The organism is Vicinamibacteria bacterium (genome assembly GCA_035620555.1).
Taxonomy (GTDB): Bacteria; Acidobacteriota; Vicinamibacteria; order Marinacidobacterales; family SMYC01; genus DASPGQ01.
In genome coordinates, this window is record DASPGQ010000578.1 from 1 (window position 1) to 17,794 (window position 17,794).

The following is a 17,794-nucleotide window of genomic DNA, read 5'->3' on the forward strand; positions in this document are numbered from 1 at the left end:
CCAAGTCGACGAGGAAGAGCACTCCCGCGCTCGAGAAGCGCTGGTCGAAGAGCTTCTGGCGCTCGACACCGAAGAAGCCCCGGAAGCCGCGACCAAAGCGCAGGATATTTGGCAGCGGTGGAAGAAGCTTGGCGGATCGTCCGACCCTCTCGCCGAAGCCTCGATCCGTTTCGAAGCAGGCATGCAGGCTCTTATATCGCGCGAGCCCCGGGCGTTCCGGGGAACGGAGCTCGACCCCGACGTCAACCGGACGAAACGGGAAAAGCTGGTGCAGCGGCTCGAGAGCATCGTGTCTGAGCTCGACCCCTCGAGCCCGGCTCACCTCCAAATCGATGGCCTGGCGGAACGCCTCAAGAATGCTCTCGCGGCCAACACCATGACCGGGGGCAGGGGCCGTGACCGCGCCCACGACTTGAAGACGGCAGGTGACGAGGTGGCGAGGCTCAGGTCTAGCTGGCTTCGAAGCGCACCCTTTGGCGGCGAGGAGGGTCGCCGCCTGAAGGAACGCTTCGAGTCCGCTTACCGGAGCTTCCTCGATCTGGGCGAAGGTTCCACCCGGTCGCGCTCGGCACGCGCCGACGACGCGCGAGCGTGAGCGAACGTTCGATGAAGGAAACCCACCTCGAATCAGCGAGTCTCCTCGCTCACGAGCTCGAGGCGCCCCTCCTCACCATCGAGCTTCATCTGCGGAAGCTGCTCGAGAATCCCGCCTCCCGAGCTCGTGCCGAGTCATGTCTCGACGAGGTGGAAGCTCTCCGGGGACTCGTCTCCGAGCTCCTTGCCACGGGGAAGGACGAGTTCGCGCGACAACCTTTTTCTGTCGACGCGGTCACGAAACGACTCGAGGCGCGATTCCAGCCGGTCGCCGACCAGCGCGGGATACGGCTCGAGGTTCAGGAAACGAATCTGAACGTCCTCGGTGACGAGCGAGCGACCGAGCGTGTCCTCTCCAACTTGATCGACAACGGAATCAAGTTCTCGCGTCCCGAAGGCTCGGTTCGGGTAAGCGGTCACGCGAGCGAAGGACGGGCGGTGATCGAAGTCGCCGATGACGGGCCGGGCGTCGACAATGAGGACATCGCCCATCTGTTCGAGCCCTTCTTTCGTGCCTGCCGGGCAACGCCTGGCCATGGTCTCGGACTTGCCATCGCGCGGCGCTTTGCCGAAGGGCAGGAGGGAACACTCACCCTGGAGAGCCATGGTGAGGCGGGCGCTCGTTTCGTGTTGAGGCTCGAGTCCGTTTGATTCTCGTCGTTTGTCCCAACCTGGCCGTCGACATCACCCTTCACGTCGACGCGCTTCGACCGGGGGAGGTTCATCGTACGGCTCAGTCATCGAAACAGGCAGGCGGCAAAGGAGTCAACGTGGCGCGGGCCCTCCGCGGGCTCGGTGAAGAGCCCCTGGTTCTGGGCTTGTCGGGCGGGATCGCGGGTGAGGCGATCCGGCGTGGCCTCGCTCGCGAAGGCATCGAAAGCGATCTGGTCCCGTTCGAGGGGGAGAGCCGCACCTGCGTCATCGTCCTCGAGAAAGACGGGACGGCAACCGTGGTCAACGAGGCCGGCCTGGAAACAGACGATCGAGGAGAGCTGCTCCGTCGCTTCCAGACACATCTTCCAGAAGCCGAGGCCGTTGCCTTGATGGGAAGCGTACCGCCCGGTGTCTCTGTCGAAATATTCGATGTCATGGCGAGAATGTGCCGAGAGCGCGAAACGTTCTGTCTGCTCGACACCTCAGGTGCCGCCCTCGAGGTTGGTTTACGCGGGCGGCCGAGCGTCGCCAAACCCAACCGCGGCGAAGCGGAAAGTCTTCTGGGCTCGTCGCTGGATAGCGATGACGACCGCAGGGACGCCCTTCACATGATTCGGGCACTCGGCGCCGAAATGGTCATTTTGACATTCGGTTCAGAAGGGATCTGGCTCGCTGATGGTCGAGTCTCGGCGCGGTGCTCCATGCCACCCACGAACCTTCGTCTCGGCAATCCAACGGGTGCCGGAGATGCGCTGGCAGCGGGCGTCATCGTGGGGCGTGTCCGCAGCTACAGCATCGCCGACCTGGCGCGATTCGCCGTGGCCACTGCCACCGCATCGCTGGCGGAGGGATACGGAAGAATCCGCGCGAGGGACTTGCGGCCCGAAGCGGCTCGGTTCGAATCTTTGTCAGTCGGGTGACTCGACACCGCCCATCTGCTGGACGAGCGTCTCGTGTCCACCCAAAACCGCCCAGTCGATCGCGGTCCGTCCCTCCCGGTCACGTCGCGACGTCGAGGCGCCCGCCGCGACGAGCAGCCGCACGACGTCCTCGCGCCCGAATCGAGCGGCTTTCATGAGCGGTGTGCCGCCCTCTCGGTCAGCAAGATCGAGACTTGCCCCCGCCTCGAGAAGGATCGAGACGATCTCGTCCCGGCCAAACTGCGCCGCGAGCGAAAGTGCGGTATTGCCGTTCTCGTCCGCCGCGTCGGGATCGTGGCCATTCGAGAGCAGCTCCCGCACCGAGTGAGCCTCACCGCTCGCCGCGGCGCGCATTAGACGGGTGTAGCCGCCTCGGCCATCGAGCGCGCAGGCCGCGCACCACACGACGAGAAACGCCCAGGACGCGACGACCCGTCGTCTCTCGATCGCGCCCTCGCGTTGACGTGACATCGCTCGTTATTGTAGCTTCACGTTTTATGTCTTTGCGGCCCATCGTCAAGTTCGGCGCCCCACCCCTCGAGCAGCCGTCCGAAGAAGTCACGACGTTCGACGAGGAGCTGCGGCAAATCTCGAAGGACATGATCGAGACGATGTACGCCGCGCCCGGAGTGGGTCTGGCAGCCAATCAAATCGGACTGACCCTTCGCTTGATGGTCATTGACATCACCGTCGGAGAAGATCCCAAGCAAGTCATCGTTATGGCGAACCCAGTGGTGCTCGAGCAAGAGGGCGAACAGCACGAGGAAGAGGGTTGTCTTTCCGTACCCGGATTCAGCGGAGTGGTGGTTCGACCCGCCTGGGTCAAAGTGCGAGGACAGAATCTCGACGGAGAGGAAGTCACGATGGAGGGGACGGGCCTCCTCGCCCGGGCTTTCTGCCACGAAATCGATCACCTCGACGGAAAGCTCTTTCTCGAGCGCCTCGGCGCCCTCAAACGAGACCTGCTCAAACGGAAGATCCGAAAGCGAATTCGCCAGGGCGACTGGTGAGACTGATCTTCATGGGGTCCGGCACGTTCGCCGTACCCTCGCTCGAGGCTCTGGCTCGCTCCGAGCACGACCTAGTCGCCCTCGTCGCTCAGCCGGACAAACCGGCCGGACGAGGACACCGGCTTCGCATGCCCAAGACGAAGTCGATCGCCATGTCGCTCGGCATACCCGTCCATCAGCCGGAGAAGATACGTTCCGAGGAGGCTGTAATCCTGCTGAATCGCCTGGCTCCCGAGTGCATCACCGTGGTTGCCTATGGTCAAATCATTCCCCGAACGATCCTTTCGATCCCGCCGAAAGGGATCGTCAACGTTCACGGCTCTCTCCTCCCTGCCTATCGCGGCGCCGCCCCAATTCAGTGGGCGATTGCCCGAGGCGAGGTGGAGACCGGTGTCACCACGATGCTGATGGACGAGGGCCTCGACACCGGGCCGATTCTTCTGTCGAAGCGCATTCCCATTGCCGATGACGAGACCACGATGACCCTCGAGCCAAAGCTTGCGGACGCCGGGGCCGAGCTCCTTCTCGAGACGCTCGAGGGGCTCCAACGAGGAACCATCGTGCCGGTCACTCAGGACGATTCCTTGGCGAGCTTGGCGCCGCGGATCAAGAAGGAGGATGCGCGGATCGATTGGGACTGGCCGGCGACGCGGATCGATCGCTGCATCCGGGCTTTCCAGCCGTGGCCCGGTGCTTTCGTGAAGCGCAATGGGATTGCGTTGAAGTTGCTGGAGGCGTCCCCGCGGGCCGGACGTTTCGACGGCTCCCCCGGTACCATTGTTTCCTTCGAGGGAGATGGGCTGGTCGTTGCCTGCGGGATGCAAACAGCGCTCGTCGTGAGGCGGGTTCAAGCACCCGACCGACCGGCGATGAGTGCGGCGGCGTTCGCGCGCGGTCGCCGCCTGACCCAAGGCGATTCTCTCGTTTGAGCAGGCTGATGAAAAAGTACAGTCCAGCCTGCGCGAGCGGAGCGAGCCCGGCGCGCTCGTCGCGCCGCAAGCAGCCAGAGCCGTGGCGGCACGATCAATTGCGGGTCCCGCCACGGCATTGAGCACCTGAGCCGGGGGAGTTCCCCGCGCTCCAAATCGCGTTTCGACGCCGAACGATGGGCTTCTCCCACAGATCTCGACGCTCTCGTCGCGATTTGCCCAAAAAGACGGGTACTCGCATCCGGTACACGGCTTGCAACGCATCACTCCGAGCGGGCTCAGCCACGCGAGGGCCGACCTCCGCGACCGATCCCGCCCCCCCACGGCGGGAGGCAGCCCGTACCGGCGATGAGGCATTGACGTCGGCGCCGAGGACTGTCGCGGCGAGCACATACAAGAGGAATGCAGATGCGGAGAGCGGCGGGGCAAGTCATCTGGGATGTCCCTTCTTCCGATCCCACCGAGGGGCGGCTCTCGATTCAGAACTTCGTCCTGAGGCGGATTGCTTTCGGCTGCTCCATCCCGGAGCTCATGAACGAGACCGCCAGGGTGATGGAATCGCAAGGCCCTCGGTGCTCGGTGGCCATTCACCTCGTGGAAATGCAGACGGGGCAGCTCGAGGGTGGCGTCTCCCCGAGCCTGCCTACCGATCTCGTCCGCTCGATCGAATCGATCCGAATCGCCGATGAGTGGCCGGTGGCGATCGACACCATCGATTTCGGTGACATCGCGAATCAGATGGATGCCGTCGGCCGAGCACATGGCCTCCTGCTCTGCCACACGCACCCGGCCCTTTCCTCTCGGGGAACGCTCGTCGCCATGGCGTCGATTTTCTCAGGCGAGCCGCTCGCGAGAGACGCCGAATTCGACTCGGCCAACGAGACGTTCTCTTCGCTTCTGGGCATGGGCATCGAACGTCTTCGCCTCATCGATCGTCTTCGCCTGGCGCAGGCGGCGGTCGATCTCATCCAGCAGCCCGCCGTTTGTATTGGCGAGGACTCCCGAGTCCTCTACGCCAACGAGGCTGTATCTCGCGCCCTGGGATTCACTCGCGTGGAGATGGTCGCGATGAAAGCGAGCGAGCTCGAAATCGATGCCGACGGCGCCTCTCTTCGACGACTGTGGGAGGACTCGGCAAGGTTCGGGCACGCTCAGATGGAGACCGAGCTCAAACGCAAGGATGGCTCTCTCATCCCGGTTCGCATCTCTACGAGCTACGTTCGAGTCGGGCAAGACGCCTATCATTGTGCCGTCATCGGCGATACCAGTGAGCTGAAGAAGCTCGAAGGAAAGCTGAGAGAATGCGAGGCTCGATTCGCGCTCGCCGAGGAAAGACTCCGCCAGGACGCCCTCCGGGACGATCTCACCGGACTTCCGAATCGCTCGCTCTTCATGGAGCACCTGAAACGCTCGCTCGAGCGGTCGAAGCGTTCGGCGAGGGTCTACGGGTTCGGCGTCCTGTTCCTCGATTTCGACCAATTCAAGCGGATCAACGATAGCCTGGGGCACATGGTGGGTGACGAGCTGCTCATCGCCATGGCGCGCCGGCTGGTTCTGTGCGTCCGTCCGGGGGACACCGTCGCCCGGCTGGGTGGAGACGAGTTCGCCGTCCTCCTCGCCAACGTCGTGGAGATAACCGAGGCGGTTCGAGTAGCCGATCGAATCCATCAAGCGTTTCGCGAGCCTTTTCTGCTCCATGGATTGGAGATTCTCATTACCACCAGCATCGGCATCGCGATGGGATCGGAGACTTACAAACGCCCCGAGGACGTCCTTCACGACGCCGACACCGCGATGTACCGGGCGAAGGCTGCGGGTAGGGCACGCCACGAGGTCTTCGACAATGCCATGCACCGGCGCGCTCTCGAGCAGCTTCGACTCGAGGCCGAGCTTCGGCGCGCCCTCTCCGGGAACGAGTTCCTGCTGCTTTATCAGCCGGTCGTCTCACTTCCCTCTCGAGTACCCGTCGGGGTGGAGGTGTTCGCGCGATGGCGCCATCCCGAAAAGGGCCTGCTCACCCCATTTCATTTCCTGAATGCGGCTGAAGCCTCCGGGCTCATCATCGATCTCGGTTGGTGGGTGTTTACCGAAGCATGCCGCCAGATCACAGACTGGTCGAAGGGTGGGCATCTGACCCTTCACGTCAACGTATCGGACAAGCAGCTTTTCCAACCCGATCTCGTGGGACGCGTGGAGGAAGTGCTCAAGGAGACGGGCCTTTCACCGGCTCGCCTCGTTCTCGACATCCCCGAGAACGTCGTCATGCAAAAGGCCGATTCGTCGGTCACGATCCTGGCGCAACTGAAGTCGCTCGGACTCCGGATCCACATGGACGACTTCGGGACGGGCTATTCTTCACTTGGATACCTTCATCGTTTTCAAATAGACGTCCTGAAGATCGACCGCTCCTTCGTTCGCCACCTGCGCTCGGGCGGAGACAATTGGATCGCGGTGCGAACCATCGTCTCTCTCGCCCAGAACCTCGGTATGGACGTCATCGCCGAGGGAGTCGAGACCGAGGAGCAGCTCGACGAGCTGCTAGAGCTCGGCTGCGCTCACGGGCAAGGCAGTCTCTTCTGCGATCCGCTTCCCTCCGACGAGCTTCGTTCCATCCTGGGCTGAGCGGTTTCCCGACCTGGGGATCCCCGACAAGCGAGGATCATCGACCGGGTTCGGTCTTGGGAAGGTTCTCAGACTACGACCTCGGGAAGACTGATCCGAGGCGGGAGCTCGGAGCCCGAGGGCGGCTTAGAATACCCTCATGGGCGCGTTCAAATGGCTTTGGCGCGTTGTGGCATTTCTGGCGATCCTCTATGCCTATTTCGCCTGGCTCCACCCGGTACGAGGCGTCGCCGATCATCCGTTTTTCGAGGCGGAGCCCGTCGTAATCGCCCACCAGGGCGGACGAGGTCTCTGGCCCGAGAACACGCTTTTCGCGTTCGAAAAAGCCGACGCGCTCGGTGTCGACATGATCGAGATGGATCTGCGTTCCACGGCCGACGGCGAGATCGTGGTCATGCACGACGAAACGGTGGATAGGACGACGAACGGCGAAGGACGCGTCGGCGACCTCGCATTGCGAGAGGTTCTCCAGTTGGACGCGGCGTTCGACTTCGGGGGTCCCGACGGGAGCTTTCCTCACCGGGGCCGGGGCATTACCGTGCCCACCCTCGCCGACGTGTTGGCGGGGTTACCCGACGCCCGATTGAACCTGGAAATGAAGGAGTTCACGCCCGAGCGCGCGCGACAGCTTTGCCGATCGCTGAAGAGATTCGGGGCGGAGCATCGAGTGCTCGTCGCCGCCTTCGAGCACGACGCGATGGCGGCTCTCCGCGAAGACTGTCCCGAAGTCGCCACCAGCGCGACTGCGCGAGAGAGCCTTTTTTTCTACCAGGTCCACCAGTTTGGTCTGGGAAGCCTCTACCGTAGTCCGGCCGTGGTGTTTCAGGTTCCCGAGTTCTTCGGGGATATCCACGTAATCGACGCCTCTTTTCTCGAATGGGCACGGCGATCGAACGTTCGGGTACAGGCCTGGACGGTGAACGATGCAAAAGACATGGAGAGACTGCTGAAGATGGGTGTCAGCGGTATCCTGACCGATTACCCCGACCGTCTGCTCGAGCTGTTAGGACGCCTCTGACGCGAGTCGGCTGTCTCGTCGTCGGAGCCGAGCTTGAGATCCTCCTTTCCTGCTTTGGAAGCCGCGCGAAAATCGCGGGTCATCTCTGCGAGCCGCTTGTCGACGCGGGCGTAAAGGGAACTTGCGGGATACTCGCCTTCGGCGTTCGCCGTTCCCGCCGCGACACCGGTAAGAAGCTCGATCCCTTCCTCGACGGTCGAGACCGCATAGATGTGGAATTTCCGTTGCTCGGCCGCGGCGACGACGTCCTTGCGCAGCATGAGGTCGCCGACGTTCGATTTCGGAATAATCACCCCCTGACTCCCGGTCAGCCCCGCGGCGAGACAGGTATCGTAGAATCCCTCGATCTTCTCGTTCACCCCACCGATCGCCTGGATCTCGCCTTTCTGGTTCACTGAGCCGGTCACCGCGATATCCTGCCGCAGCGGCAGCCCCGAAAGCGCCGAGAGGAGCGCGTAGAGCTCGGTCGAGGACGCGCTGTCGCCGTCGACTCCGCTGTAGCTCTGCTCGAAGGCGAGGCTGGCGGAAAGCGTCAGCGGGCGCTTCTGCGCAAAACGCGAACGAAAATAGCCTGAGAGGATCAGCATTCCCTTGTTGTGGCTTTTGCCGGAGAGATCGGACTCACGTTCGATGTTGATAATGCCGGCACGGCCGGTGGCTACGGTGGCGGTGATCTTGACCGGACGACCGAAGCGGTAATCGCCTACGTCGTAGACCGACAAGCCGTTTACTTGGCCCACGACCTCGCCGTCGCTATCGATCATGATGATGGCTTCCCGGATCATCTCGGCGATGCGACACTCGACGAGGTTGCGGCGGGCTACCGCCTCACTCACGGTGCGGTCGATATGCTCACCCCTCACCTCGGTCGCGCCTTCGAGGCGCGCCCAGTAGTCGGCCTCTCGTAGGAGGTCCGCGATCTCACTGAAGCGGGTGCTCAACTTGTTCTTTCGGCCCGCAAGCCGCACGCCTTCTTCCACGATGGCGGCAGTGGCGTTTCGGTCGAACGGAAGGAGCCCTTCGGCGGAGGCAACGCGGGCGACGAAACCCGCGTAACGGCCAATGGATTCCGGCGTCCGATCCATTACCGTATCGAAGTCGGCCTTGATCTTGAAGATTTTCCGGAAATCCGGATCGAGCTGGTAGAAGACTTGATAGATCAGCTCGTCCCCGATGAGAAGGACCTTCAGCTCCACATCGATGGGCTCGGGTTTCAGGGCGGTCGCGGTAAACAGGTAGGTGGGATCGAACCCTTGGATGTCTACCTTGCCGCTCTTCAACGTGCGCTTCAGCGACTGGTAGACCCCGGGCTCGGACAGGATCTCCTGGAAGGAGACCACGAGATAGCCGCCGACGGCGCGAAGCAGGGTGCCCGCCTTGATCCGGGTGAAATCGGAATAGGACTGACCGCTTCGATCCCAGATCCGTTCGATGGTTCCAAACAGATTCTTGTAGGTGGGGTGGGTCTCGACGACGATGGGGGCGCGCTCGGTCGCCGAGTTGTCGACGAGAACGTTGACTCGATAATGCAGGAAACGATCACGCTGAAGCGACAGAATCGCCGCGAGCCCCGATTGCTCCTCCGTCGGAGGCTTCTGCATGAAGTCATCGAGGTTCTCGAGCATGTGGTGACGGACGTGCTCGAGGAAGCGCTGGCAGCGATCGGCGGTGTAGCGGCTCTTGATCTCGTCGATTCGCGGATTCACCATCTCTGCTCCGAAGCCGTACACCAGAGATTTGAGGGCCTCGGCGATCTGCTTCTCCGAGTCCCGCGCGTGTTTCAGGACTTCCTCGAGCTCTTCCGCCAACTGCTCGCGAATTCCGTCGATGCGCTCGAACTCCGAGCGCTCTATCTTCCCCTCTGCCAAGAGGTGCTCGAGCTCCTCCTCGGTTCGAGGCTTGCCGTCTACGATAGGAGCGACCTCAGTCTTGGTCATGGGTCCGAACCGTATCTCCACCATGACGAAGTTCTCTTTCTTGATGCGCTCCTCGAACTGCTTGATGACGGCTCGGCCCTTCTCGCCTTCACTCTCGATGATTTGCGCCCGGCGCTTCTTGAACTCGTCGGACTCCAGCACCCCGGGAACCGTGCGACTCAGGTAATCGACGAGGGTGTTCATGTCTTTCCTGAGTCGATTCCCATCACCGGGGCTGAGGTACAGCACCGTGGGACGATCGCTATCGTCGAAGTTGTGCACGTAGCAAATGTCTTGCGGAATCCTGCGGTTGTCGGCCACGTTCTCGAGAATGCTCTTGACCGTGGTCTCTTTTCCGGTTCCAGTGAGACCCTGCACGATGATGTTGTACCCGTGCGCGGAGACGGCGAGCCCCAGCTGGATGGCTCTGATCGCTCGGTCCTGTCCGATGATCTCGAAATGGTCCACGAGATCCTTCGTGGTGCCGAACTCGAAAACGTCGCTGGCGCAACGGTACCTGAGGCTCTCCACCGGGACCTCGAGAGCCTGCGATTGCTTTCCGGGATTGGGTTTCGAAGGCATCCTGCGGCAATAATCCACGACCGAGGCGATGAGTTCAAGGCGAAAGACGAAGAAAGAATCCATCGAGCTCTCGCCGTCGAGAGCCGTCGCCTTCCGCGTTTTACGCCGTGTGGAGGAGAGACGGGAGGATCCCGCCACCGCGCTCCACCACAGCCTGTCTCGAAAGCTCTCCCCCGCTGACAAGGACTTGGCGACCGAGATCGTCTACGGGGTGCTCCGGTGGCGCGGGCGACTCGATTACATAATCGCCGCTCACGCCAAACGCCCTCTCTCGAAGATCGATCCGGTCCTGCTCCGCGCGCTTCGCATCGGCCTGTATCAGCTCCGCTTTCTAAGCCGCATCCCGCCGCACGCCGCCGTCGACGAATCAGTCCGTCTTGCCCGGGCTTTCCGAGCGTCGCGGGGCGCAGGCCTGGTGAACGCCGTGCTGCGAAGCGCCCTGAGAAGTCGGGAGAGGCCTTTCCTGCCCGATCGAGCCAATCGGCTCGACTACCTGAGCATCGCGCTGTCTCATCCGCGCTGGCTGGTGAGACGCTACCTCGCTCGGGACGGCTTCGAAACGGCCGCGCGCCGGTGCTCGGTGCAGAACGAGGCGCCCTCGGTATTCTTGCGGGTCTCGCGTCACCTCGACCCCGGCGCGGCACAGCGGATGCTGTTCGACGACGGGGTATCGTCCGAGATCTTCCCGCTCGTGCCCGGCTGCCTGCGAGTCGTTTCCGGCCGGGTCAAACACAGCAAACTCTATGAGAAGGGACTCGTATTCATCCAGGACGCGGGGTCTCAGCTCGTTCCTTGGATCGTTGCGCCCAAGGAGGGGGAGCGGGTGCTCGACCTGTGCGCCGCGCCCGGCGCGAAGGCGACCGGCCTCGCCGAGCTCGGAGTCGGGTCGGTGATCGCGGTCGACCTTCGCCCCCGCCGCGCCGGAATCATTGCGTCGCTTTCGGAGCGACTCGGAATAGACAACGTTCGTCCTGTCGTAGCCGACGGGAGACGGCTCCCAACGGTCGCGTCCTTCGATCGGATCCTGCTCGACGTCCCCTGCTCGAGCCTGGGCACGGTACGAAGAAACCCCGATATCAAATGGCGTCTGCGCGAGGAGGACCTGGGCACATTTGCCGCCCTCCAGAGCGCCCTGCTCCGCTCGGCGAGCGAGCGGCTTGCCATCGGGGGACGTCTCGTTTACGCGACCTGCTCGAGCGAGCCCGAGGAGAACGAGGCCGTCGTGGACGGTTTTCTTGCCGAGAACGAGCCCTTCCATCTGGTGGAGTGCGGGCCGAGCCTCCCGGAGTCCGCGCGACATCTGGCGGCCGCGGGCGTTTTTCGGACGCTTCCCGAGCGCGACGGAGTCGACGGCTATTTCGCGGCCGTCCTCACCCGAGATCGTTGAAGTCGACCCTCACCGAGACGCAACCCGCCGACGCACGATACAATACGTTCATGTCGGACCAGGAGTCGAGCGCCGGAGAACGGGTGCTTCGGAGGCCGGCTACGCGGACCGACAAACCCGACCGCCCAGCCCGAACCAACGCCGAGAGCGGGCTCCGCAAGACCTTGGTGCGCATTCTGGAGGTCATTGCCATCGTGGCGGGGCTTCTCGCCACGGCGGTGATCTCCGCGGCCATTACGTTCACCCTCGCCGTTCGGAGCAACGAGGTGAGTGTCCCGGATGTGGCGGGAACGAACGTCGATACGGCGCGAGACATGCTGGCCCGACAGGAGCTACGGCTGGTACTCGAAGGGAATCGGTTCCACGAATCGGTGCCCAAGGACTTCATCGCAATCCAGTCTCCAGAAACCGGGGCGACCCTCAAGAAGGGGCGCGCGGTCCGGGTGTGGGTAAGCCTAGGACCCGAGCGGCATACGGTCCCGCGCATCGAAGGAGAGACCCTGCAGTCGGCTCAGCTCATCCTCGAGCAAGGAGGGTTCACCCTTGGGCGAGTCGTGGAAATTCACAGCGACGTATACGCTCCCGACACCGTCGTGGCCCAGTCACCCCAGGCTTACGAGGAGGTCGCCAACACGAGCGAGGTTTCCCTGTTGCTCTCTCGGGGGTACGTGGACGAGGCATTCGTCATGCCCGATCTGATCGGCCGTGATTACGTAGACCTTCTCGACGAGCTGGGTCGCGGTTCGCTCAAGGTCTCTCAAGTCAAGCTCGTGGACTACCCCGGCGTAGGCAAGAACGTCGTGGTGCGCCAGGCTCCCCTCCCGGGTACCAAGGTATTCAAACGGGATCGGATCGTTCTCTATCTCAGCAACGGGAACTGAATACGTCCATGCGAATCGCTCCGTCGATCCTTTCTGCCGACTTCACCCAGCTGGCATCGGAGATCGCTCGCGTCGAGAGAGCGGGGGCCCACCAGCTCCATCTGGACGTCATGGACGGTCATTATGTGCCCAACCTGACGTTCGGTCCGATGGTCGTCCAGGCCGTGCGCCGGGTGACAAAATTGCCTCTGGACGTGCACTTGATGATCGAGAATGCCGACCGCTGGATCGATGCCTTCGCCTCCGCGGGTGCGGACATGATCGCGATCCATCCGGAGTCGATTCACCACCCTCACCTCGCCATCACGTCGATCCGCGGCCACGGAATCTCGCCGGGAATTGCCCTCAACCCTTCGACGTCGCTCCTGTCCGTGGAAGAGCTCCTCCCTATCGTCGACTACGCCATCATCATGTCGGTCAATCCGGGATGGGGAGGACAGGACTTCATCGAAGGCAGCTTCGATCGCGTGCGCCGGCTGAGAAGGCTCTCGGAAGAGCGGAGCTTGCGGCTGACCATCGAAATCGACGGCGGCATGAACGAGGCGAGGGTGCCGCGTGCCGTCGAGGCCGGCGTCGACGTCGTCATCGCCGGCTCCGCCGTATTCCACGCTCCCGACCCGGAGAAGGTCGTCCGGGCGATGCTCTCGGCAGCGCCTGTCTGATGCAGCGGGAGACCACCTGCCACGTACGAGTACGGTATCAGGAAACGGATGCCATGGGCGTCGTCTACTACGCTAACTACCTTACCTGGTTCGAGGTCGGACGGTGCGATCTCCTGCGTCACCTCGGGGACAGCTACCGGGAGATCGAAGAACGTGAAGGAATCCATTTGCCCGTTCTCGAGGCGCACTGCCGCTACATTTACCCCGCACGCTACGACGACATCGTCGAGATTCGCACCCGCGCTAGCCTTCCATCGAGAGCGCGGCTCCGCTTCGACTACCATCTTTCGAAAGGCTCCACTTTGCTCGCCACCGGGAGCACGGTGCATGCCGCTGTAACGCGACGGGGACGTCCTTGCCGACTTCCTCCGCAACTGACGGAGATCCTCGAATGACTTCACTCGTGACCGGAGCAGCTGGATTCATTGGCTCGACGCTCGCCGAAGAGCTCATCGCCCGGGGTGACCGAGTTCTTGGCGTGGACTCGTTCCTCGACTACTACCCGCGAGAAGCCAAGGAGAGAAACCTGGCCAAGCTGCGAGGCGAGGCAAACTTCGAGCTGATCGATAGCTCGCTTTCCGAGCTCGACCTTCGCGCCCTGGTGAAACGCTGCCGACGGATTTTCCACCTGGCGGCACAAGCGGGAGTGAGAGCGAGTTGGGGCGAGGATTTTTCCATCTACACCTCGAACAACATCCTGGCGACTCAACAACTTCTCGAGGCGGCGAAAGGCGCGGAGCTCGATGCGTTCGTGTTCGCGTCATCCTCTTCGGTCTACGGGGACGCGGCCAAGCTTCCGATGGAGGAGGACGTGCCGTTGCACCCGGTGTCGCCTTACGGAGTGAGCAAGCTCGCTGCCGAAAAGCTCTGCGAGCTCTATCAAACAAACCACGGCATCCACACGGTGTCGCTCCGCTACTTCACCGTTTACGGACCCCGCCAGCGGCCCGACATGGCTTTTAACAGGCTGCTGAGGTGTGCGCTCGACGAAAGACCCTTCACGCTCTACGGCGATGGAAAGCAGACCCGGGACTTCACCTTCATCGCCGATGCGGTCGAGGCGACCATTGCGGCGTCGGAGCGAGGTCGTCCCGGCGCCGTCTACAACATCGGAGGAGGCTCTCGCGTGTCGATGCTCCAAGTCATCGAGACCATCGAATCGATCACGGGCAAGAGACTCACCATCGACCAGCGCCCCAAGGAGAAAGGCGACATGCGAGATACCTACGCCGACACATCGGCGGCGCGCCGCGACCTCGGTTATAAGCCCCGAACCGAGCTCATCGACGGCTTGCGTATGGAATGGGCCTGGATACGCCAACTCGCCGCGCGGTGAGGCCGCCACCTCGTCGACAGCGACCAGCCCCGCGGATTCGTTGCGGAGCCGGTCGACCTCGTCTATGCTGAGATCGCATCGCCATGGTACCGAGAACCGTCGGAATCACCGGGTGTCTCGTCGGCCTCATTGCCGCAGCCGGAGTCTGGTCCTGCGGGGGCAAGTCAGTCGACGACATCCCGCGGGGGGCCCAAGGTGACGAGCGTCTGATGGCGCTCGGCCGCCAGGCACTCGATGACAAGAACTGGGAAGAGGCGCGAAGCTACTTCCAGCAGTTGTTGGACGCCTACCCGCGGAGCCAGCTAGCGGGCGACGCGCGCCTCGGGATTGCCGACACGTATTTCAACCAGAAGGGCAGCGGCAACCTGATCCTCGCCATCGCCGAGTACCGGGACTTCTTGACCTTCTATCCGAACCATCCGCGTGCCGACTACGCACAATACCAGATTGGCTACGGCCACTACCGCCAGATCCATAGTCCCGATCGCGACCAGGATCCGACCCAGCTCGCCATCGAGGAGTTCGAGAAGCTCGTGGAGCTCTACCGAAATTCCCGCTACGCGGAAGAAGGACAGAAGTTGCTCGAGGAGTGCTACGAGATCATCGCCGAATCCGAGTTTCGCGTGGGGGTATTCTATTTGGAGATCCGCAAGCACTGCCGCGCCGCCGCGGCGCGATTCGAAAAAGTACTCGAGTCGTACCCCTCGTTCAGCAAGCTCGACGAAGTGCACTTTCGGCTCGGCTCGGCCTACGAGATGTGCGGCGAGCTGAGCCAGGCACTTCCGCATTTCCAGAGCGTCGTGGACCGCTATCCCAACAGTCAGTTTCGAGAGCAAGCCCAATCGATTCTGGCCGAGCTATCCCTGGCAAACCAAACCGTGCGGCGGTGAGTTAAGACTAGTTGCTCGATGCCTTGGCGGGACCCGCGATCCGCGGCCGCACCGCTCGAATTCTAGGCCTTCACGCGGCCGAGTCCTGCCTCGATCCTCAAGTAGCACTTTAACCTTTCGGACAAAAACGGCTTGACACTTGCGAGATCGACCTGTACCCTATTGGGCATAGCTTCGTTCCATTCGAGTGTGGAGGTTTGTCGTGAAGACGCCATTTACGTGGGCCGTCCTGGGCGCTGTGTCCATTCCGGCTGGCATCCCCTCTAATCGAAGGGCTGCGATCGCCGTGCTCCTCCTGCTCCTTGCGGGAGGCGTGGTCGGGGCATCGACTCCCGCGACGTCGCAAGATATCGTCGTGCCTCCACACTGGTCCCCCTATCAGGCGCCGACGAGCTACCCCGAGGGGACTCGCCTCCACATCATCGTACGTGGCGATACCCTCTGGGATTTGGCGAATCAGTATCTGCAGAACCCGTTTCTCTGGCCACACATCTGGGATGCGAACCGTTACATCCGGAACCCACACCTCATCTATCCAGGCGATCCACTTCGCATTCCAGAGATCGATCTCGTTCGACCCGTGGGCGAAGAGCCCGAGGGGGTCGAGCCCGAGGGCGGCCCCGAAGCCGAAGGACCGGAGGGAGCCGAGGGGCCGAGCGGCCCAAGTTTCATCCCCGCCTACGAACAGACGACGATTCAGTGCGCTAGCTACATGGGCGTGGAAGAGGACGCGTCCTTTCGGGTCTTTGGAAGCGAAGACGGGGACACCAAGGACAATCTGGCTACCGGAGATATCGTCTACCTGAATCGCGGCTCGAACGACGGCGTGAGTCCGGGCGACCAGTTCTATGCCCAGCGAAGGGAAGAATTCGGATTCGGTGACGACGGACACATGATTCGACGCACCGGCTGGATTACGGTGCTGGCGGTTCAGGAGAGCTCGTCGATGGCCGAGATCACGCAAGCCTGTGCCGACGTCCATATCGATGACTACTTGAAGCCTTTCGAGCCGATTCCAGTTCCCCTTTTGCCGGTTCAGGCCTACGCTACCCGTCTCACGCCGGAAACGGGCCGAATGCGAGGGACGGTTGCCGCCTCCCTCGACAGCCTGCGCTCTTTGGGCGAAGGACACCTCGTGAGCATCGACCTCGGGCAGCAAGACGGGGTCGTTCCCGGCAACGTCTTCGTAATCTTCCGTTACGTCTATCCGAACGCCCCGCGCAAGGTCCTAGGCGAGCTCGCGGTGCTGACGGTACAGCCGGGACACGCTACGGCACGCATCATGGAGAGCAAGGATTTCGTCGAAATCGGAGATTTGATCGAGCTGAAGTAGACCTTTCGCTCACCTCTTCGAATCGCTCCCTGACGGGCCGCCGACTTCAGGGGCGGAGACGAGGTTCCGCCCACCTGCCCCCCGCGTGAAACACGAGACGCTTTTCCGTTATCAGGAGATCTCCGGGAACGAGAGCCGCGAGGAGGATCGTAGCGCGCCGGGCGGCCTGTCGCGACGGAATCGATATTCCTACGGCATCCCAGAGCTCATGATGGCGGTAGCGCTGTTCGACGACATCTTTCAGTCGGTGGGATGGGCTCAGGCGGAGGACGAAAACGTCGATCCACCGAAAGCGGCGCTTTCCGAGCAGTACACCCCATTCCCCAAGCCGTTCCCGCTCGACATCGGGGCCGATATGGACGAATGGGGGGGGAAGGGAAAGGGCGCTGGTCCCTTTCACGCCTGACTTCCGGTTGGCAGCTCGCCGGATACTTTCTTGTAGAATCTCAGAAAATAATCGACTCCGGACGCCAGGGCGAGTCCCACGGTAATCCACAGAACCGCCGGCGCCAGCACGGCGAGAGGGCCCAGAAATTTCCTTCCCAAGATCAAGAGCAGAATGGCCGCCACCTGAGTCGCCATCTTGCCTTTTCCCAGAGGACTCGCCGGGATGGTGATACCACGCTCGACCGCAACCATCCTGAGCCCGGTAACGGCGAACTCCCGACCCACGATGACGACGACCATCCACGCTGGGGCAAGGCCCATCTGAACGAGACTGATGAACGCAGCCGACACCAGAACTTTGTCCGCGACGGGATCGAGCATCGTGCCCAGAGTCGTGACTTGACGACGACGCCGGGCGAGGTAGCCGTCGAGCCAGTCGGTGAACGCCGCGACGGCGAAGATCCCGGCTCCGATGAGCTCCCATCTCTCCGTTCTCGTCAGGAGCACGACAACGAGCAGCGGCACGAGGAATATCCGGCTCAGTGTCAGGCCATTGGGCAAGTTGGGGAGTGTCATGCCGTCCGAGAAAAGGGGTTAGACATCAGAGCTTCTTGACGTTGGGAGCCTCCAGCCGTTTCGTGGCATTTCGCGTGTCGATCAAGAGTGATGACGC

The 17,794-nt window shown here is 62.4% G+C and carries 18 protein-coding genes; 15 read left to right on the top strand and 3 right to left on the bottom strand.

Annotation, left to right across the window (positions count from 1 at the left end; genetic code table 11):
- The 3 genes from VEK15_23460 to VEK15_23470 form a co-directional block, all read left to right on the top strand.
- Positions 1-595 (top strand): hypothetical protein (locus VEK15_23460; protein ID HXV63678.1); only part of this gene is annotated, 595 nt, incomplete at its 5' end.
- Complete coding sequence (locus tag VEK15_23465; GenBank protein HXV63679.1) at positions 592-1,245, top strand: HAMP domain-containing sensor histidine kinase; 654 nt, start codon at positions 592-594, stop codon at positions 1,243-1,245. The genes VEK15_23460 and VEK15_23465, both read left to right, overlap by 4 nt.
- Positions 1,242-2,168 (top strand): 1-phosphofructokinase family hexose kinase, encoded by a 927-nt coding sequence (locus tag VEK15_23470; GenBank protein ID HXV63680.1) that lies wholly within the window; start codon positions 1,242-1,244, stop codon positions 2,166-2,168. The genes VEK15_23465 and VEK15_23470 overlap by 4 nt, the downstream gene beginning before the upstream one ends.
- Here VEK15_23470 and VEK15_23475 read toward each other — a convergent pair.
- Positions 2,157-2,639 carry an ankyrin repeat domain-containing protein gene (locus VEK15_23475; GenBank protein ID HXV63681.1) on the bottom strand — a complete coding sequence of 161 codons (483 nt, stop codon included), beginning with the start codon at positions 2,637-2,639 and terminating at the stop codon, positions 2,157-2,159. The genes VEK15_23470 and VEK15_23475 overlap by 12 nt on opposite strands.
- A gap of 26 nt (positions 2,640-2,665) precedes the next feature.
- Between VEK15_23475 and def the strand changes: the two genes are divergently transcribed.
- From def to VEK15_23495, 4 genes are all read left to right on the top strand, one after another.
- Positions 2,666-3,178 carry a peptide deformylase gene (gene def / locus VEK15_23480; protein HXV63682.1) on the top strand — a complete coding sequence of 171 codons (513 nt, stop codon included), beginning with the start codon at positions 2,666-2,668 and terminating at the stop codon, positions 3,176-3,178.
- Positions 3,175-4,107, top strand: a complete 933-nt coding sequence (fmt, locus tag VEK15_23485) for a methionyl-tRNA formyltransferase (GenBank protein ID HXV63683.1) — start codon at positions 3,175-3,177, stop codon at positions 4,105-4,107. Before def ends, fmt begins: the two co-directional genes overlap by 4 nt.
- A gap of 402 nt (positions 4,108-4,509) precedes the next feature.
- Positions 4,510-6,729: an EAL domain-containing protein gene (locus VEK15_23490; GenBank protein ID HXV63684.1), complete on the top strand. Its 2,220-nt coding sequence runs from the start codon at positions 4,510-4,512 to the stop codon at positions 6,727-6,729.
- Positions 6,730-6,868: 139 nt separating this feature from the next.
- Complete coding sequence (locus tag VEK15_23495) at positions 6,869-7,747, top strand: glycerophosphodiester phosphodiesterase (protein HXV63685.1); 879 nt, start codon at positions 6,869-6,871, stop codon at positions 7,745-7,747.
- Here the strand turns inward: VEK15_23495 and VEK15_23500 are convergent.
- Entirely contained in the window at positions 7,708-10,245 is a 2,538-nt protein-coding gene (locus VEK15_23500; protein ID HXV63686.1) for an ATP-binding protein, read from the bottom strand. The genes VEK15_23495 and VEK15_23500 overlap by 40 nt on opposite strands.
- Positions 10,246-10,273: 28 nt before the next feature.
- On the opposite strand from VEK15_23500, the gene rsmB reads away from it, so the two are divergent.
- From rsmB to VEK15_23540, 8 genes are all read left to right on the top strand, one after another.
- A complete protein-coding gene (gene rsmB / locus VEK15_23505; protein ID HXV63687.1) occupies positions 10,274-11,632 on the top strand; it encodes a 16S rRNA (cytosine(967)-C(5))-methyltransferase RsmB in 1,359 nt (452 codons plus the stop codon).
- Entirely contained in the window at positions 11,629-12,513 is an 885-nt protein-coding gene (locus tag VEK15_23510; GenBank protein ID HXV63688.1) for a PASTA domain-containing protein, read from the top strand. The genes rsmB and VEK15_23510 overlap by 4 nt, the downstream gene beginning before the upstream one ends.
- A gap of 8 nt (positions 12,514-12,521) precedes the next feature.
- Positions 12,522-13,175: a ribulose-phosphate 3-epimerase gene (gene rpe / locus VEK15_23515; GenBank protein ID HXV63689.1), complete on the top strand. Its 654-nt coding sequence runs from the start codon at positions 12,522-12,524 to the stop codon at positions 13,173-13,175.
- The gene (locus VEK15_23520; protein ID HXV63690.1) at positions 13,175-13,570 is read left to right on the top strand and encodes a thioesterase family protein; all 396 of its coding nucleotides are present in this window, start codon (positions 13,175-13,177) and stop codon (positions 13,568-13,570) included. Before rpe ends, VEK15_23520 begins: the two co-directional genes overlap by 1 nt.
- Positions 13,567-14,511 (top strand): NAD-dependent epimerase/dehydratase family protein, encoded by a 945-nt coding sequence (locus tag VEK15_23525; GenBank protein ID HXV63691.1) that lies wholly within the window; start codon positions 13,567-13,569, stop codon positions 14,509-14,511. Before VEK15_23520 ends, VEK15_23525 begins: the two co-directional genes overlap by 4 nt.
- Positions 14,512-14,594: 83 nt before the next feature.
- On the top strand, positions 14,595-15,401 hold the full coding sequence (bamD, locus tag VEK15_23530) for an outer membrane protein assembly factor BamD (protein HXV63692.1): 807 nt from the start codon (positions 14,595-14,597) through the stop codon (positions 15,399-15,401).
- Positions 15,402-15,687: 286 nt separating this feature from the next.
- Positions 15,688-16,734, top strand: a complete 1,047-nt coding sequence (locus VEK15_23535) for a LysM peptidoglycan-binding domain-containing protein (protein HXV63693.1) — start codon at positions 15,688-15,690, stop codon at positions 16,732-16,734.
- Positions 16,735-16,819: 85 nt separating this feature from the next.
- Positions 16,820-17,140 carry a hypothetical protein gene (locus tag VEK15_23540; GenBank protein HXV63694.1) on the top strand — a complete coding sequence of 107 codons (321 nt, stop codon included), beginning with the start codon at positions 16,820-16,822 and terminating at the stop codon, positions 17,138-17,140.
- Here VEK15_23540 and pgsA read toward each other — a convergent pair.
- On the bottom strand, positions 17,131-17,697 hold the full coding sequence (pgsA, locus tag VEK15_23545; protein ID HXV63695.1) for a CDP-diacylglycerol--glycerol-3-phosphate 3-phosphatidyltransferase: 567 nt from the start codon (positions 17,695-17,697) through the stop codon (positions 17,131-17,133). The genes VEK15_23540 and pgsA overlap by 10 nt on opposite strands.
- Between the last annotated feature and the right edge of the window lie 97 nt (positions 17,698-17,794).